Origin of the sequence: Halomonas qaidamensis (assembly GCF_025917315.1) — a bacterium.
Classification (GTDB): domain Bacteria; phylum Pseudomonadota; class Gammaproteobacteria; order Pseudomonadales; family Halomonadaceae; genus Vreelandella; species Vreelandella qaidamensis.
Window position 1 is genome coordinate 794,782 of sequence record NZ_CP080627.1, and the last position, 14,881, is coordinate 809,662.

Below are 14,881 nucleotides of genomic sequence, written 5' to 3' on the forward strand. Positions count from 1 at the left end.
ATGCGGGAGATACAGAATGGATTCAGATAGCAAAACGACCGGTTCAGTCGGTTCGCTACTCTCAACGCTACTCAATGAGATAACCGCTTTGGTGCGTGGCGAAGCGGAACTAGCCAAAGCCGAAATGTCTGAAAAGACCCATCAAGCCATGGCGGGTGTTGCGGCAATAGCACTCGCTGGTGCAGTGCTACTTGGTGGTTTTTTAACCCTGCTGGCGGCGGTAGTGCTGCTTTTAAATGAGGTACTGCCTCCGGAAACCAGCCCGTGGATTTCTGCCGTTATTGTAGGTGCTGTTGTTACGCTGATCGGTGCATTAATGCTGAAGGCGGGGCTAAGCAAGGTGAGTGTCCAAGGGCTAATGCCTAATCGCACCATTAATAGTCTGCGTAATGACAAAGCGCTTTCTAAAGAACATCAGCGTCACGTCAAGGAGGAGGTGAAATGAGCGACCATAATCAGCATCGACATCCCGATGATATTGAAAAAGATATTCATCAATCGCGCGAACGGCTTGATTCTACGCTGCATAAAATTGAAGAGCGATTTTCGCCCGATCAACTGCTACACACCACTTATGACTATCTCCGCCAAGGCGGTGCCAACGAGTTTTTTTCCAACCTAGGAACGACCATTAAGCAAAACCCTGTGCCGGTACTGCTCACCGGAGCTGGGCTTGGTTGGTTAATGTTGCGCCAAAGTAACCCACAGGCTGAAACACCGCGCTACGCAACTAATGTTCATGCTACCTCCGAGTCTTTAGGGCAGCCTGCTGCAGTGGCTCAACACTCGTATTCTTCTCAGCCCCCTTATTCTCAGAACCCTTACCCTCAAGGCCCTGAGACTAATCAGGGAGTGGGACACAATCATAATAATGGTGAGCAGGATAATGGCAGCCGAATGCAGCAGGCGAAAGAGAGCGCCCAGCATATCGGCCATAGTGCTAAAGGCGCAGCGCACCATCTAAGCGAAAAAGCCCAACAGAAGGGAGGTCGTATGCACGATTCCATCTCTCATGCCCAACAAGGGGCTCATGAACGCTTTGACCATATAAAGGAGCGTGCCCATCAAGCTAGCAACACCTCATCGGACTTTATTCAAGAGCACCCGGTGGTAGTGGCAGCGCTAGGGTTTGCACTGGGGGCAGCGTTGGCAGGCATTTGCCCATCCACCCGTAAAGAAGATGAATACTTAGGTAAGTATCGCGACCAAGTGGTGAAAAAAGCAGCTGATGCAGGCGAAGAGCAAGTGGATAACGCCCAGCAAGCGATTCATGAAAAAACCGAATCAATAAAGCAGCCTGCCGAAAAGCAAGAGTCGCCATATAGCACGCCTACTGCTGATGAAAGTGCTTCAACCATCAGTGCCTCAAGTACAGGTGCTTTAAATAGCAGTCCTTCAACGTCGAACCCTTCAACGACGAACCCTTCAACGACAGATGTTACTAGTGGACATACGCCTAGCAAACCTTCTGTGAATGAAGGCGTGGCTACCAATAGGCCAAAGGTGCCAAGCACGCAGCCGGGGCTAGCAGGTTCTAATACGCCTTCTGGGAATACCCAAGGTAATGACACTAACCTACCACCGCGGCCATAACGAAACGCCGCAGACGCGGTAAGCGTGCTGGTTAGAAGCGGCGCTACTTTTTGTAGCGCCGTTTTACTTCCACGTTTAGCCTGCCTTCACCCAGCCGTAGCGAGAGCTTCTGGCCTGGCACGGTGTCTTCTGCCCGACGGATAACATGGCCCTTTTCATCCTGGGCAATGGCATAGCCGCGCCCCAATACTGCAAGCGGGCTGATGGCATTTAGCTCACGGGCAGCACTACTCAAGCGTGCCTGACGTACTTCCAACGCCCGCTGCATAGCGCTGGCTAAACGGCGCTGTAGCTGGCTAATACGCTCTTGCTCTGCACGGTGCAGGCGTGCCATGTCTTGGCTGGCTAAGCGCTTGCTTAACTGCGTGACCCGCGTTTGCTGCTGCTGAACGCTTTGCTGCATTGCGCGCTGCAGCCGTTGATAAAGGGCGGTAACGTGTTGTCGCTGGCGGTCAAGCTGCTCGCCAGGATGGCGAAGCCGGGCGCGTAAGGTATCCAGCCGCTGGCTATCGCGCTCTAAGCGTGCCTGCATGGCACGACGTAAGCGGTTTTCTAGCTGCGACAATTGCTGCTTTAGCGCTTGCTGGTCAGGCACTAAACGCTCAGCCGCCGCTGACGGGGTAGGGGCACGCATATCCGCAGCGAAATCCGCTAGGGTGACATCCACTTCGTGACCCACCGCTGACATCACCGGCAAGCGTGAGTGAAAAATCGCCCGTGCCAGATGCTCGTTATTAAATGCCCACAAATCCTCTAAGCTACCGCCGCCACGGGTAATTAGCACCACGTCCTGGTCAGGGTCTAAGCGTGCCTGTCGGTTTAATAACCCCAGTGCGGAAATCATTGCAGGGGCGGCCTCGGCACCTTGTACGGGCACCGGAATCAACGTGACATCAGCCAGAGGCCAGCGCGCTGCCAGCACCGCCAATACATCGCGAATGGCCGCGCCGCTGGCAGAGCTTAAAATCAAAATCTTGCGGGGTGGAAAGGGCAGTGAACGAGCATTGGCAAACATGCCTTCGCTTTCCAATTGCACTTTTAGCCGCTCATATGCCGCCAGTAGCTCCCCTAAGCCTGCCGCCTGCACGGCCTCGGCAATCAGCTGATAGTCGCCGCGCGGTTCGAACAGCGAGACGCGCCCGCGTAGTTTTACCTGATCGCCATCGCGCATGGGTGCGGCAACAAACCTTGCCCGCTGGCGAAATAGCGCACAGCGAATTTGCGCGCGGTCATCCTTCAACGTGAAGTAAATATGCCCAGAGGCCGGGCGAGAAACGTTCGAAAGCTCGCCTTCCACCCATACCTCACCCATGTTTCGCTCTAGCGCTTTGCGAGCCTTGAGATTGAGTTCGCTGACTGAGAAGATGGCGGTGTTTGAGGCGGTCATGGAGGCAGGTGTCGTCCAACGCTTGCGGTGCGATAGTCAGTGTTAGGGTGCAACCATTAGACAATACGCTAACCTGTCTCAGCAAACGTATTCGCCAGGGTGCTTAGGTTTGCAGCCGTGAGGCGAATGTTCACCGTTTTGTTTTGCATTCGTCATCAAAGTGTCACATAACCGTGCTAAGTTGCTCGCCGACACAAAACTGTCATCAAAACGTCATACATAGATTGTCCACCAACACGGCAGACCACTTATGTCGAATCTCGGACCTTCCACCGATCGTCCTGCTCTTGCTCGCGAGGTGCCGCGTGAGGTGCCCGCGTGGTTACGCGGTATTTATGCCGGCCTGTGCCTGTACCTGTTCCTGGCTGCACTTAACGTGCTGGGCGCGGGCCTGGGTACCTTTGGTAGCGACAGCGACCTTCTGACCCGCGCCTTCGCTTTTGGCGCGAACCCCTTTATTGCCTTGATGGCAGGGGTGTTGGTTACCATGGTCGTGCAGAGCTCGTCGTTCACCTCGGCGCTGATCGTCACCCTGGTGGCTAGCGGCGAGATGACCCTGGGCACTGCTGTTTTTGCCATTATGGGCGCCAATATCGGCACCGCCGTTACCGGTGTCATCGTGGCCCTGGCGAACGTGCGGATCAAGCGCAACTTCCGCCGCTCGTTCACCGCGGCGCTGATGCACGACTTATTCAATATTCTCACGGTTCTGCTGATCTTCCCGGTGGAGTGGCTGACGGGAATGTTCCATGAGAATGGTTACGGCATCTTTACACGGCTAGCCGGTTGGGTAGCGGAGCTGATTGGCTTGGAGGAAGTTGCCAAGCCCAGTAGTCCGATTAAGGTAATCACTGCTCCCATTGTTGATGTCGCTAATTGGCTGGGGGCTTCCCTGATGCCTAGCGTGGCGGCTGCTGGCCTGTTCGTCGCGGGCTTAGGCCTGCTGCTGATGTTCGCAGCGCTGGTCTTTATGGTGAAGAATCTGCGCGGTGCGCTGTTGCGCCATATGGATGGCCTCTTCCGCACCTATTTCTTCCGTACCGATGCGCGGGCCTACGGGGTCGGGGTGGTGTCTACGGTGCTGGTGCAATCGAGTTCTATTACCAGCAGCCTGATGGTGCCCTTGGCGGGAGCGGGCGTGGTGCGTCTACGCCGAGTGCTACCCTTTATGATGGGGGCCAACCTGGGTACCACGATTACCAGCGTACTGGCGGCTACTGCTAATCCTATCGCTGCGGCGATGACGGTGGCGCTGTTTCACGTTATTTTTAACTTAACCGGTACCGCCATCTGGTGGCCGCTACGGGTGATTCCACTGCGCATTGCCACCTGGTATGGCCGCTTGGCTGGTAAGCAGATCCGCTACGCTTTTATGTTCCTGATTGGCGTATTCCTGGTGGTGCCGGTGGTCGGCATTACATTGACCGAATTATTCATGCGCCTGCGCTAAGCGCGGCCAACCGAGGGGTTTCCCATGTTTAAACAGCTTTATAGTGCGCTTACCTCGGAAACCAGCATCGATCAGGCCTACGCAGACCTGACCAAGATGCTGGAGCATGGTGCTTGGATGTTCGCACGTGCCAACGAGGTGCTTTACAGCACAGTGCCTGCCGAAGACGTGCGGCAGCCGCTTTATCAGCGTGATGTGGCGGTCAACGAGCTTGAGCGCTCTATCCGCCGCAAGGTGTTGCGCCATCTGACCGTTAATCCCGGCCACGATGTGGCTATCTGCTTAGCGCTGATGAGCGTTGCAAAAGATGCCGAGCGCATTGGCGATTACTGTAAAAACGTCTTTGAAGTTGGCGCTTTTTACAGTGAAGGCTTTCACGTAGATCATTATCAAAAGCCCTTGGATAAGATCTCCGAGCGTTTATCTGGGCTGTTTAAAGAGCTCATTGCGGCTACACGAGACTCAAACGAAGCCCAAGCTCACCGTATTATCACAGCTACCCGCGACATCGGCGGAATCTGCGATGACCTCATCGAAGCGCTGCTGGGTGAAGAAGAGGCGGTTGAGTTTCATGAGGCCGTGGCGTATTCGCTGTTGGCGCGCCACTACAAGCGGGTTTCTTCCCACTTGGCCAATATTGCCACAGCGGTGACTGGGCGTTTGGAGGATCTGGACTTTCCCAGCGAGGCCGATGACCGCGCGCTAGATTAACGTCGCCTAGGTTGAAAAAGACAAGCAGCTCCCTTTAGTGGTGCTGCTTGTTTTGTATATGCTCCCATCGCATTGCTGGCACACCCCTCCAAACGTTATAATAGCGGATTAACTTTCCACGCCCCACTTCCTCTTCAATCAGGGTGTTGCCGCTATGCTACGTATGGCCCAAGAAGCACTTACGTTCGATGACGTACTCCTCGTTCCCGGCTTCTCCGATGTTCTGCCCAAGGATGTCAGCCTCAAAACCCGCCTGACCCGCAATATTTCACTCAATATCCCGCTGCTTTCCGCTGCAATGGATACCGTTACCGAAGCGCGTCTAGCAATTGCGATGGCTCAGGAAGGCGGCATCGGCATTATCCATAAGAGCATGACCATGAGCCAGCAAGCCGCTGAAGTGCGCAAGGTTAAAAAGCACGAAAGCGTGATTGTAAAAGACCCGGTTACCGTTAGCCCTAAGGCGAAGCTGGATGACCTGCTGGCGATGGCGCGCGAGAACGGCTTCTCTGGCTTCCCCGTCGTAGAAGGCGAAACCCTGGTGGGTATTGTGACCGAGCGTGATATGCGCTTCCAGCCCAACCACGGCGACAGCGTTGCGGACATCATGACTCCCCGCGAGCGGTTGGTGACCGTTAAAGAAGGCACCGACCTTGAAACCAGCAAAGCCAAAATGCGCGAACACCGCATTGAGAAAATGCTGATCGTCGATGACGAGTTCCACCTGCGCGGTTTGGTTACCTTCCAGGATATCGAAAAAGCCCGTACTTACCCGATGGCTGCCAAAGATAGCGATGGTCGCCTGTTGGTGGGTGCTGCCGTTGGTACTGGCCCCGAAACGCCTGATCGGGTTGCTGCCCTGGCCGAAGCCGGTGTGGATGTGATCATTGTTGATACCGCCCACGGTCACTCTAAAGGCGTTATCGATCGCGTGCGCTGGATCAAAGAACACTTCCCGAACATCCAAGTCATTGGCGGCAATATCGCCACTGCCGCTGCCGCCAAAGCGCTGGCCGAAGCGGGCGCAGACGCCGTTAAAGTCGGCATTGGCCCCGGTTCTATCTGCACCACGCGTATTGTGGCAGGCGTTGGCGTTCCGCAAATCACCGCAGTGTCTAACGTGGCAGAAGCGCTGAAAGAGTTTGATATTCCGCTGATCGCCGATGGTGGCATTCGCTTCTCTGGCGACTTAGCCAAAGCCATCGCTGCTGGCGCAAGCGCCGTAATGGTCGGTGGCCTGCTAGCCGGTACCGAAGAAGCGCCGGGTGAAGTCGAGCTTTACCAAGGCCGTACCTATAAAGCCTACCGTGGTATGGGCTCCATGGGTGCCATGTCTCAGAACCAGGGCAGCGCCGACCGCTACTTCCAAGATAAAGCCGAAGGTGCCGAGAAGTTGGTGCCGGAAGGCATTGAAGGCCGCGTACCCTATAAAGGCATGATGGGCGCTATTGTTCACCAGCTGATGGGTGGCCTGCGCGCTTCCATGGGCTACACCGGCTGCCGCGATATTCAAGAAATGCGCACCAAGCCGGAATTTGTACAAATTACCAGCGCTGGCTTTAACGAATCCCACGTTCACAACGTGCAGATCACCAAAGAAGCTCCCAACTACCGGGTAAGCTAACCAGCACGTTTAGTAAAATGGCGCGGCGAGCATTGCAGCTCGCCGCTTGCTTTTTGGCCTTACCAGCGGCCCCACACCGCTTAACCGAGACCCCGCCATGAGTGACATTCACGCCCATAAGATTCTGATTCTTGACTTCGGCTCACAGTACACCCAGCTGATCGCCCGCCGTGTACGTGAGATCGGTGTATTCTCCGAAATCCGCGCCTTCGATATCACCGAAGAAGAAATTCGCGAATACAACCCTAACGGCATCATCCTGGCCGGTGGCCCGGAATCCGTGACCGAGTTGGATTCCCCGCGAGCACCGGCGTGCGTGTTCGAAATGGGCTTGCCGGTGTTTGGTATTTGCTACGGCATGCAGACCATGGCCGAGCAGCTTGGCGGCAAAGTGGAAGGTTCCAACCAGCGCGAATTTGGCTACGCCCAGATTCAAATAGATGCTGAAAACGCGCTGTTCAAAGACATTAAAGACCACGTCGACGCCAGCACTGGCAAAGCATTACTTGATGTGTGGATGAGCCACGGCGATAAAGTAGCCCAAGTGCCTGACACCTTCACCGTGACCGCTTCCACGCCGAGCTGCCCCATTGCCGCCATGGCCTGGGAAGAGAAACAGTTCTACGGCGTACAGTTCCACCCAGAAGTGACCCACACCCTGCAAGGCCAGCGCATTCTTGAGCACTTCGTACTGGATATTTGCGGTGCCGAAAAACTGTGGACGCCTGCACAAATCATCGAAGACCAAGTAAGCCGCGTGCGCGAGCAAGTGGGCGACCGCCATGTACTGCTTGGCCTTTCCGGTGGTGTCGATTCTTCGGTTGTGGCGGCGTTGCTGCACAAAGCCATTGGCGACCAACTGACCTGTGTCTTCGTCGATAACGGCCTGCTACGCAAAAACGAAGGCGACCAAGTCATGGAAACCTTCGCCAAGCACATGGGCGTGAAGGTGATTCGTGTCGACGCCGAAGAGCTGTTCCTTGGCAAGCTTGCGGGCGAGAAAGACCCGGAAGCCAAGCGCAAAATTATCGGCAACACCTTTATCGACGTGTTCGATGAAGAAGCCAGCAAAATCGACGGCGTCGACTTCCTGGCCCAGGGCACCATCTACCCGGACGTGATCGAATCCGCGGCCTCTAAAACCGGCAAAGCCCACGTGATCAAATCCCACCACAACGTCGGTGGCCTGCCGGAAACCATGAAGCTCAAGCTGGTCGAGCCGCTGCGCGAACTGTTTAAAGACGAAGTGCGCAAACTCGGCCTCGAACTCGGCCTGCCTTACGATATGGTCTACCGCCACCCGTTCCCTGGCCCCGGCCTGGGCGTGCGTATTCTGGGTGAAGTGAAGAAAGAGTACGCCGACATTCTGCGTGATGCCGACGCCATCTACATTGAAGAACTACGCGCCGCAGGTTGGTACGAAAAAACCAGCCAAGCCTTCGCCGTGTTCCTACCGGTGAAATCGGTAGGTGTAGTAGGCGACGGCCGCCGCTACGAATGGGTTATCGCGCTACGCGCCGTCGAAACCATCGACTTCATGACCGCCCGCTGGGCGCACCTGCCCTACGAGCTGCTGGAGAAAGTTTCCAACCGTATTATCAATGAGTTGGAAGGTGTTTCTCGGGTTACCTACGATGTTAGCAGCAAGCCGCCAGCTACTATTGAGTGGGAGTGAGTGGTTACTTACTGATGTTGTTCGCCAAAACCCGCCGAAAGGCGGGTTTTTTGCTATGTTCATGATCCTGTACTACCAAATCGAAACTGGCCGAGCGACACCGGAGGACTTTTAGAAGGCGTTCACCACTATCCGCCAGGTGACAAGGAACTAAGGCAAAAGATAAGACAGAACGAATGACTAGGAAGAACAGCACTCCTATCAAAGTGTACTGCCTGCCCGAGGAAAAAGAGCAGGTCGAAGCGCAGGCAAAACGAGTTGGTATGAGTGCACGGTACTTACGCGAAGTCGGTCAGGGTTATCACATCTCTGGTGTGGTGGATTATCAGCAGGTACGAGAACTGGCCCGGATCAACGGCGACCTTGGCCGCTTGGGTGGCCTATTGAAGCTATGGCTTACCGATGACGTGCGCACGGCTCAGTTCGGCCAGTCAACAGTCCTTGCTGTTCTCAGCAAGATTGAAACGACGCAGGAGGAAATGGGCAAGATCATGACCAGGGTCGTTATGCCGAGGTCTGAATTATGAAGCTGAGAACGGACTCAATACTAAGATAAGGCGGTGCAGCCCGCCTTATCTTTGATTAATCTTTTAATGGGACGCCCATTGGCAAGTATATCTTATTATTAGGGCGCTTTTTTTCTTCGAAGTGGATGGATAGCGATAGATAAATGATTGAGTTTCTTGCCAGTTTTATTAGCGTCATTAGCCGGGACTCAAATTGACTCATAGGTATTAATAGAGAATGTGAGCTTAATTTTTTCTTTTCATAAAGATCCGATTCGAGCTTTTTCAGGTCGGATTCTAGTGTTTTGGATTCTTCAGGGGGCAAGGGGGGGTGTAACTGCTCTCTTGTTTTTTTAATTTCTAGATTAAGCTTTTCTAATTCACTATCATGATAACTGTTATGTGGGGTCGTTAGCTCATAGCCGAAATCATCTACTATTTTAAGTGACCTATGCTCCATGGCATTCCTAATTTCAGAAAATGCCTTAGCGTCTGGGTCTATCCACTTTGAAACAGATGAAGTGTCTTTAACGTCGCGAATATCTTTTAATATATAAAATAAAGCATGAATGAAATGATTGTCGCTAGTCCCTAGCTTTTTATTTGGCTTCCAATTTTTTCTCCAGTTACTTGACTTGAAGTCTCTAAATAGGTTGTCAATACTTATCATGTTGTCATCTTTTATATCGTTGAGATCAAAAAATCGACTTAATAAATAAGCGATTTTGTCGAATAATGAATAAAGTATCCGGAATGACGTTTTATAATGACTGATTTTTAGGTTGTTTATCGAGTGAGACATGTCGTCAACATGTCGATATGTTGAGTTATAGAAGTGATGTTCTTCATCAGGTATGCTGTGGGCAGTAAAAAACAAGTAGCGTGCGTAGCAGTAGTCATTTTTTATTTCATCGAAGTTGCCATGATACGCTAGCTCTTCATGCATAGTGAGTGTTGAGTTTATGGATTGAGAGAAAGAAGGAAGAGCAAGAACATCCTGATGGGATATTTCAAAATCGCAGACATCATTTAGGTCGTTAATAAATAGCTTATTCTTTGCACACCATTGCAGGTATTGTTTTTCCTTTCTCGTTTTTGAGCTGTTATATTCTTCTGAAAAGTAATCGAAGGAAGATTCCTCAAAGTTCTTCTCGAACCATTCCTTGAATTTAATTAAGTACCCATTCCCCTCTAAATCGACTCTGTGTTCAGGATATAGTTCTTCGATATTATCTGCGGCCTCTTTGGTAAGCCTGTAGGCTATAAAATAGTGATACTCTTTGTGCCCGTTGTCATAAAGAGATTCGCCAAGAAATAGCTGGTTTCTAGCCTTTGATGCAATCGCTTCTATTTTTCTATTTATAGCTATGGCTTCATCATAAAAAGGTATGCAACATAAAACCCTTCCTTGAGAAGAAAGGTGGTTAGCCAAGTTAGTTAGAACCATCGACTTAAGGTTATTAAATGCCTGAATATTTTCAGACATGTTATTCCAATCAGGTTTTGGTATTCTGTGAAGAGATTTTCTGTAATAGATTATGGCTTTCATTAGGTCGTCTGAGTACCATTCAACCCTCCGAGTCTCGTAAAGTACGGAATAGCAGTTTGCTATTGTGTAAAGGTAATGAGCCTCATAAAGAGAGTGTTCAAAATCAAAGTCTTTTGATGTCAATCTCTCAATAAGACTTTCCAGAGCTTCATAGTCTCTGTTTAGTATATGTAAATCAGCCTCTTCACTTAAATCGTTAATCTCATCTATTGTCATGACCATGAAGAACTCCTTTTTTCATTTAATATCGAAAATTTACTAGTTATCATAAATCGACAGAAATTTTTTCTTTTGCTAAAAAATATACACTGAGCAATTTATTCTTAGTATAAGTTTGAGAGGCGGTATGAGCGAACAAGAGTGCCGAGCGTCACAGGCATAGTGCGCAAAAAAGCTCAAACCGGAGCTTATGAGGCGTGGAAGCTTGTTACTGGTTGTGATAACCATCAAAGCGGGTGCTTAGCCCCTCAATTTAATTTGAGATATTTTGGAAATACAGTGAGAACGAACGGATAGTCTCAGAGAGCTAGGGTTAACTTGGTAAAACGACGCGTATGAGATTTGAGACGCTTCTCAATCACTGCCGTGCGCTCGCCTGTTTCAATTGCGCTTGAGCTGGCCACTGCACGCAAAATACGCTTGCGGGAAACAGTGACTTTATCAGTTGGAGTTTTACGAACCATCACAATACTCCTAGAGCAGATTGTTAGGTGTCATTATAGCAGTAACCCCGCAGGGCTAGCGTGCTTGTTGCCTCGTCTGTGTTTGCTGAAAAGCCTACTCGTTAGTGGGATTTGCAGCAAAACACTCAAGGCTATTCAGGATGTACGCTTGGCAAACATTTAAGCAGGGCAGTCGTTAAACTATTTTGGCTCATTCAGGCAGAAAATAAGAAACGATATCCATCTCTTTGTGAGGAATGCCAATGATTTCAATACATTCCTGGCCGATTAGATAAAAGATAACGTGCTGGCCCTGAGGGTAGCTGTAATAACCCTCGCTAACATCCGAGCGGTGCTTTCCCAGCTGGGGATTTTCTGCGAGCCAGTGAAACCGTTTTTCAAAATTCTTCAAATAGGTATTTCGTTGGTTCTTGCCCCATTGCCACTCTGTATAGCGGCCGATATTTTTTAAATCGTCTCTTGCTCTCAGCGTGATATGGAAAGTGGGCATCAAGCCTCGCTATCCAAGTCGTTGATTAGGGCATCCATCGAAAAATCATCCACGAATTCACCTGCTCTCGCTTGCTCTGCACCTTGAGCTAAGTGAGTGCGAAGCGCTTCAAGTTTGCTTTTGCGCTCTTCCATTGCACGTAACGCATCACGCACAACCTCACTGGCGGAGCCATAGCGGCCGCTGGCGACCTCGTTTCTGATAAAGACTTCCCAGTGCTCCCCTAAGCTAAGACTGGTTGTAGCCATGATTCTCTTCCTATATTCAAAAGTAACAAATATGAATATAGGTACGGTTGGCAAGGTTAGCAAGAGAGGTAATCTCTGTCTGTCAGGCTTGCTGTTCATTTTTACACTTTGGCTCGGGTGAAGCTTTGCATTGTTAGCCCATGAGCCGAATATAAACCGTAATCGGCTCATAATATGATCTGAATAGGCAGGGAAATCGGCTCATTTACCTCTGGGAGCAGCAATATTGACCGCTTTTGGCGTAGGGAGTACACAGGCCGCTATGCGATGACTGATGCTCTATGTCATCGTCATGGAATATGGTTGGTTGATGGCTTTTAAGGTGCCAGCCTATAACGACAAAGCTTTCACTATCCGGAAATTCCGGATAGTTCGTCAAGAGGGGAAGTGGCAGGTTCAGCGGGAGATTGATCACTACACTCTGGACATGATTATCTCGGTTGGTTATCGGGTGGAATCTCAGCGTGGCGTCCAATTTCGCTGGGCTCTCAAAGACCATCTGGTGCAGGGCTATCCCCTCAATCAACGCCGTCTAACCGAATGTGGTAGATGCGCGGTAGCTCATTTACTTCCAGAAGGCGTATTCCCAATCGCTGCACGGTAACATGTAGACACTTCCACGCCTGTCTTGCGAGGCTGGCGTTTCACTTCCTGCCTAGGCCTATTTGTCATGACACGCGTTGCTATTTTTGTGGATACCCAGAACGTCTATTACACCGTGCGCGAAGCCTACGGCAAACACTTTGATTATCGCCGATTTTGGGCGAAGGTGACGGCGGACCGTGAAGTACTCACCGCTCGCTGCTATGCCATTGATAAGGGCGATGCCAAGCAGCGTGAGTTCCAGAATATCCTCCGCTCGATTGGGTTTGAGGTCAGGCTCAAGCCATTCATCCAGCGCTCGGATGGTTCTGCCAAGGGCGACTGGGACGTGGGGATCACGCTGGATGCTATCGAGTACGCGGCGAAAGCGGATGTGGTGGTGCTGGTCTCCGGCGATGGCGATTTCGATCTTCTGGCCCAGAAAATCCGTGAAGTACATGGCAAGCGTGTCGAGGTCTATGGCGTGCCCCAGCTCAGCGCAGCCTCTCTCATCAATGCCGCGAGCGAGTTTATTCCCATCGAGCGGGGATTGCTGTTGGGGTGAATGAGAGGGCTGAGCCGAATAATCCTTAGGCCTTTTCGATACCATCTACCAAAAAGACGCGGTAATCGGCACCCTGGAAACGGTGCTTACGGGCTTCCTGATAGGCGGGGCTTTCGTACCAGGCGCGGGCGGCGGCCATATCGGGGAAGCGTAGAATCACCGCACCTTCCATGGCGCTACCTTCGAGCACCTCAAACTCACCATAGAAGGCGAGCGGTTGTGGGTCGTGGCCTTCACGGGCGGCTTTGGCCTTTTCGCTGTAGCGTTTCATTTCTTCGTTATCGTGGGTGTGCTCACGGGTCAGTACGATGTAGGCGGGCATGCGGTTCTCCTCGTTGGTATAAAATGCGCTATGCAATCATACCTTTTATTGGTCAGGGGCTGTCCACTTGCTCTCAAAACCTTGCTCTCAAAGCCTTACCCCCGCAGTCTTACTCCTAAAGCCCCGCTAGCAAGCCACTTACCTATTCGATTGCCTTGATAGCATCTGTCGGTATGATGCTTTGGATGTTGTCCATCATTATGGCCCCTTTACCATGAGCTTCTATGACTCAATCTAAAACGCCTTTCATTGTGGTGCTGAGCTTGGCAATGACCATGATGCTGGGCCCGTTTTCCATGGATACGTACCTGCCAGCCTTTCCGATTATCGGTGAATCACTGGGGGTTTCTCAGCAGGCGGTGTCACTGAGTGTTTCGGTGTATGTCTTCGCGATGGCGTTTGGTCAGTTAATCGGCGGTGCGCTTTCAGACCGTTTCGGGCGCCAGCGGGTGTTGATGAGTGGGCTGGCGATTTTTGCGCTCTCAAGCATTGTGATTGGTATGGCGGATTCCTTAAATACGCTGCTCTGGGGGCGTGCAGTGCAGGCCCTTGGGGCTGGTTTTACCCTGGTATCTGTACCGGCGCTGGTGCGTGACCGGGTGGCGGGCCGTGATGCCGCGAAACTGTTTTCGATGATGGGCTTTATCATGGTACTGGCGCCAGGTATTGCGCCAAGCGTAGGCAGCGTGATTCTGACGCTAGGCTCCTGGCACACTATCTTTTTCGCCTTGGCGGTCTACGCGTTGCTGCTGGTGCCATTGCTGGTACGGGTACTCTTTACCGGTACGGGCAAGGTGTCTCGCATGAAAAGCCCTAAGATGAGCTTGCTGGCGCGTTATAAATTGGTTCTGTCGACAAAGCCGGCTCTGCCGTTCATCGTTTGGCAGGCTGCCTCATTTTCTACTCTGATGATGTTTATCACCTATGCCTCATTTATTTATCAGGGGCATTTCGGCCAGTCGCCTTCGGCGTTTTCGATGCTGTTTGCCGCGAATATCGTCGCGATGCTTATCTTCAATATTCTCAATCGAATCCTGCTTTCCAGGTTGCCGTCGCTGCGTATTCTGCAGTTGGCAACGGGCTGTCAGGGGGTCGGCATACTGCTGCTGGTGATGGCTGCCTTTATGGAGTGGCCGCTGTACGCTTTCCTACCCGCTATGATGCTGACCATCGGCTCGATAGGGGCGATCTCACCGAATATCCAGGCCTGCTTTTTGGAGTACTTTCCCACCAGTGGCGGCACGGCCGCAGCGCTTTTGGGTGCTGCCCAGTTCGGGGTCGCCGGGCTGCTCAGCGCACTGTCCGCTATGTTGCCGCATACGCTTGAAGCGGTCATTCTAGCCATGGCCGCCTGTGGGCTGGTGGCGTATGTGATGCTTGCCCGTTCTATTATTAAAGGGCGTGCCACTACTGAGGCGCCCTAGGTCAGGCGGCGCGCCCTTGGTAAACGCCTCGTGTTATCCAAAACATAATGACCATGACGTTAGAAAAGGCTG

15 protein-coding genes and 1 pseudogene are annotated in these 14,881 nt (G+C 51.9%); 10 read left to right on the forward strand and 6 right to left on the reverse strand.

Annotated elements, in window-relative coordinates; translation table 11 throughout:
* Positions 1-16: 16 nt before the first annotated feature.
* Positions 17-445, forward strand: coding sequence for a phage holin family protein (locus K1Y77_RS03730; RefSeq protein ID WP_030069738.1), 429 nt, complete (start codon positions 17-19; stop codon positions 443-445).
* Positions 442-1,593, forward strand: coding sequence for a DUF3618 domain-containing protein (locus K1Y77_RS03735; RefSeq protein WP_264430404.1), 1,152 nt, complete (start codon positions 442-444; stop codon positions 1,591-1,593). The genes K1Y77_RS03730 and K1Y77_RS03735 overlap by 4 nt, the downstream gene beginning before the upstream one ends.
* A 43-nt stretch (positions 1,594-1,636) precedes the next feature.
* Here K1Y77_RS03735 and xseA read toward each other — a convergent pair whose 3' ends face one another.
* Complete coding sequence (gene xseA / locus K1Y77_RS03740; protein WP_264018748.1) at positions 1,637-2,980, reverse strand: exodeoxyribonuclease VII large subunit; 1,344 nt, start codon at positions 2,978-2,980, stop codon at positions 1,637-1,639.
* Between the two features lie 250 nt (positions 2,981-3,230).
* On the opposite strand from xseA, the gene K1Y77_RS03745 reads away from it, so the two are divergent.
* The 5 genes and pseudogenes from K1Y77_RS03745 to traJ form a co-directional block, all read left to right on the forward strand.
* A complete protein-coding gene (locus K1Y77_RS03745) occupies positions 3,231-4,430 on the forward strand; it encodes a Na/Pi symporter (protein ID WP_030069744.1) in 1,200 nt (399 codons plus the stop codon).
* Between the two features lie 24 nt (positions 4,431-4,454).
* Positions 4,455-5,141: a PhoU domain-containing protein gene (locus K1Y77_RS03750; protein WP_030069746.1), complete on the forward strand. Its 687-nt coding sequence runs from the start codon at positions 4,455-4,457 to the stop codon at positions 5,139-5,141.
* Between the two features lie 154 nt (positions 5,142-5,295).
* On the forward strand, positions 5,296-6,765 hold the full coding sequence (guaB, locus tag K1Y77_RS03755) for an IMP dehydrogenase (RefSeq protein WP_030069748.1): 1,470 nt from the start codon (positions 5,296-5,298) through the stop codon (positions 6,763-6,765).
* A 97-nt stretch (positions 6,766-6,862) separates the two neighbouring features.
* Entirely contained in the window at positions 6,863-8,440 is a 1,578-nt protein-coding gene (gene guaA, locus K1Y77_RS03760; RefSeq protein ID WP_264018747.1) for a glutamine-hydrolyzing GMP synthase, read from the forward strand.
* A gap of 173 nt (positions 8,441-8,613) precedes the next feature.
* A pseudogene (gene traJ / locus K1Y77_RS03770) lies at positions 8,614-8,967 on the forward strand (conjugal transfer transcriptional regulator TraJ); the annotation flags it as partial.
* Between the two features lie 55 nt (positions 8,968-9,022).
* On the opposite strand, the gene K1Y77_RS03775 reads toward traJ, so the two are convergent.
* From K1Y77_RS03775 to K1Y77_RS03790, 4 genes are all read right to left on the reverse strand, one after another.
* Complete coding sequence (locus K1Y77_RS03775; protein ID WP_264018746.1) at positions 9,023-10,717, reverse strand: LA2681 family HEPN domain-containing protein; 1,695 nt, start codon at positions 10,715-10,717, stop codon at positions 9,023-9,025.
* A gap of 296 nt (positions 10,718-11,013) precedes the next feature.
* A complete protein-coding gene (locus K1Y77_RS03780; RefSeq protein WP_264430409.1) occupies positions 11,014-11,178 on the reverse strand; it encodes a hypothetical protein in 165 nt (54 codons plus the stop codon).
* Positions 11,179-11,368: 190 nt separating this feature from the next.
* On the reverse strand, positions 11,369-11,668 hold the full coding sequence (locus K1Y77_RS03785) for a type II toxin-antitoxin system RelE/ParE family toxin (protein WP_264430410.1): 300 nt from the start codon (positions 11,666-11,668) through the stop codon (positions 11,369-11,371).
* On the reverse strand, positions 11,668-11,916 hold the full coding sequence (locus K1Y77_RS03790; protein ID WP_162218123.1) for a type II toxin-antitoxin system ParD family antitoxin: 249 nt from the start codon (positions 11,914-11,916) through the stop codon (positions 11,668-11,670). Before K1Y77_RS03790 ends, K1Y77_RS03785 begins: the two co-directional genes overlap by 1 nt.
* Positions 11,917-12,190: 274 nt before the next feature.
* Between K1Y77_RS03790 and K1Y77_RS03795 the strand changes: the two genes are divergently transcribed.
* Together K1Y77_RS03795 and K1Y77_RS03800 are read left to right on the forward strand one after the other, a co-directional pair.
* Entirely contained in the window at positions 12,191-12,520 is a 330-nt protein-coding gene (locus K1Y77_RS03795) for a virulence RhuM family protein (RefSeq protein ID WP_264430413.1), read from the forward strand.
* A 66-nt stretch (positions 12,521-12,586) separates the two neighbouring features.
* Positions 12,587-13,063 carry an NYN domain-containing protein gene (locus tag K1Y77_RS03800; RefSeq protein ID WP_030069799.1) on the forward strand — a complete coding sequence of 159 codons (477 nt, stop codon included), beginning with the start codon at positions 12,587-12,589 and terminating at the stop codon, positions 13,061-13,063.
* A 25-nt stretch (positions 13,064-13,088) separates the two neighbouring features.
* Here K1Y77_RS03800 and K1Y77_RS03805 read toward each other — a convergent pair whose 3' ends face one another.
* Positions 13,089-13,385: a DUF1330 domain-containing protein gene (locus tag K1Y77_RS03805; protein WP_030069802.1), complete on the reverse strand. Its 297-nt coding sequence runs from the start codon at positions 13,383-13,385 to the stop codon at positions 13,089-13,091.
* A gap of 224 nt (positions 13,386-13,609) precedes the next feature.
* Here K1Y77_RS03805 and K1Y77_RS03810 point away from each other — a divergent pair, with 224 nt between their 5' ends.
* A complete protein-coding gene (locus K1Y77_RS03810; RefSeq protein WP_264430415.1) occupies positions 13,610-14,809 on the forward strand; it encodes a multidrug effflux MFS transporter in 1,200 nt (399 codons plus the stop codon).
* The last annotated feature ends 72 nt before the right edge of the window (positions 14,810-14,881 follow it).

Excerpts from the sequence above, each read along its gene's own strand:
- K1Y77_RS03730 (WP_030069738.1), top strand. The coding sequence starts at position 17 with ATGGATTCAGATAGCAAAACGACCGGTTCAGTCGGTTCGCTACTCTCA.
- K1Y77_RS03735 (WP_264430404.1), top strand. The coding sequence starts at position 442 with ATGAGCGACCATAATCAGCATCGACATCCCGATGATATTGAAAAAGAT.
- xseA (WP_264018748.1), bottom strand. The coding sequence starts at position 2,980 with ATGACCGCCTCAAACACCGCCATCTTCTCAGTCAGCGAACTCAATCTC.
- K1Y77_RS03745 (WP_030069744.1), top strand. The coding sequence starts at position 3,231 with ATGTCGAATCTCGGACCTTCCACCGATCGTCCTGCTCTTGCTCGCGAG.
- K1Y77_RS03750 (WP_030069746.1), top strand. The coding sequence starts at position 4,455 with ATGTTTAAACAGCTTTATAGTGCGCTTACCTCGGAAACCAGCATCGAT.
- guaB (WP_030069748.1), top strand. The coding sequence starts at position 5,296 with ATGCTACGTATGGCCCAAGAAGCACTTACGTTCGATGACGTACTCCTC.
- guaA (WP_264018747.1), top strand. The coding sequence starts at position 6,863 with ATGAGTGACATTCACGCCCATAAGATTCTGATTCTTGACTTCGGCTCA.
- K1Y77_RS03775 (WP_264018746.1), bottom strand. The coding sequence starts at position 10,717 with ATGGTCATGACAATAGATGAGATTAACGATTTAAGTGAAGAGGCTGAT.
- K1Y77_RS03780 (WP_264430409.1), bottom strand. The coding sequence starts at position 11,178 with ATGGTTCGTAAAACTCCAACTGATAAAGTCACTGTTTCCCGCAAGCGT.
- K1Y77_RS03785 (WP_264430410.1), bottom strand. The coding sequence starts at position 11,668 with ATGCCCACTTTCCATATCACGCTGAGAGCAAGAGACGATTTAAAAAAT.
- K1Y77_RS03790 (WP_162218123.1), bottom strand. The coding sequence starts at position 11,916 with ATGGCTACAACCAGTCTTAGCTTAGGGGAGCACTGGGAAGTCTTTATC.
- K1Y77_RS03795 (WP_264430413.1), top strand. The coding sequence starts at position 12,191 with ATGCTCTATGTCATCGTCATGGAATATGGTTGGTTGATGGCTTTTAAG.
- K1Y77_RS03800 (WP_030069799.1), top strand. The coding sequence starts at position 12,587 with ATGACACGCGTTGCTATTTTTGTGGATACCCAGAACGTCTATTACACC.
- K1Y77_RS03805 (WP_030069802.1), bottom strand. The coding sequence starts at position 13,385 with ATGCCCGCCTACATCGTACTGACCCGTGAGCACACCCACGATAACGAA.
- K1Y77_RS03810 (WP_264430415.1), top strand. The coding sequence starts at position 13,610 with ATGACTCAATCTAAAACGCCTTTCATTGTGGTGCTGAGCTTGGCAATG.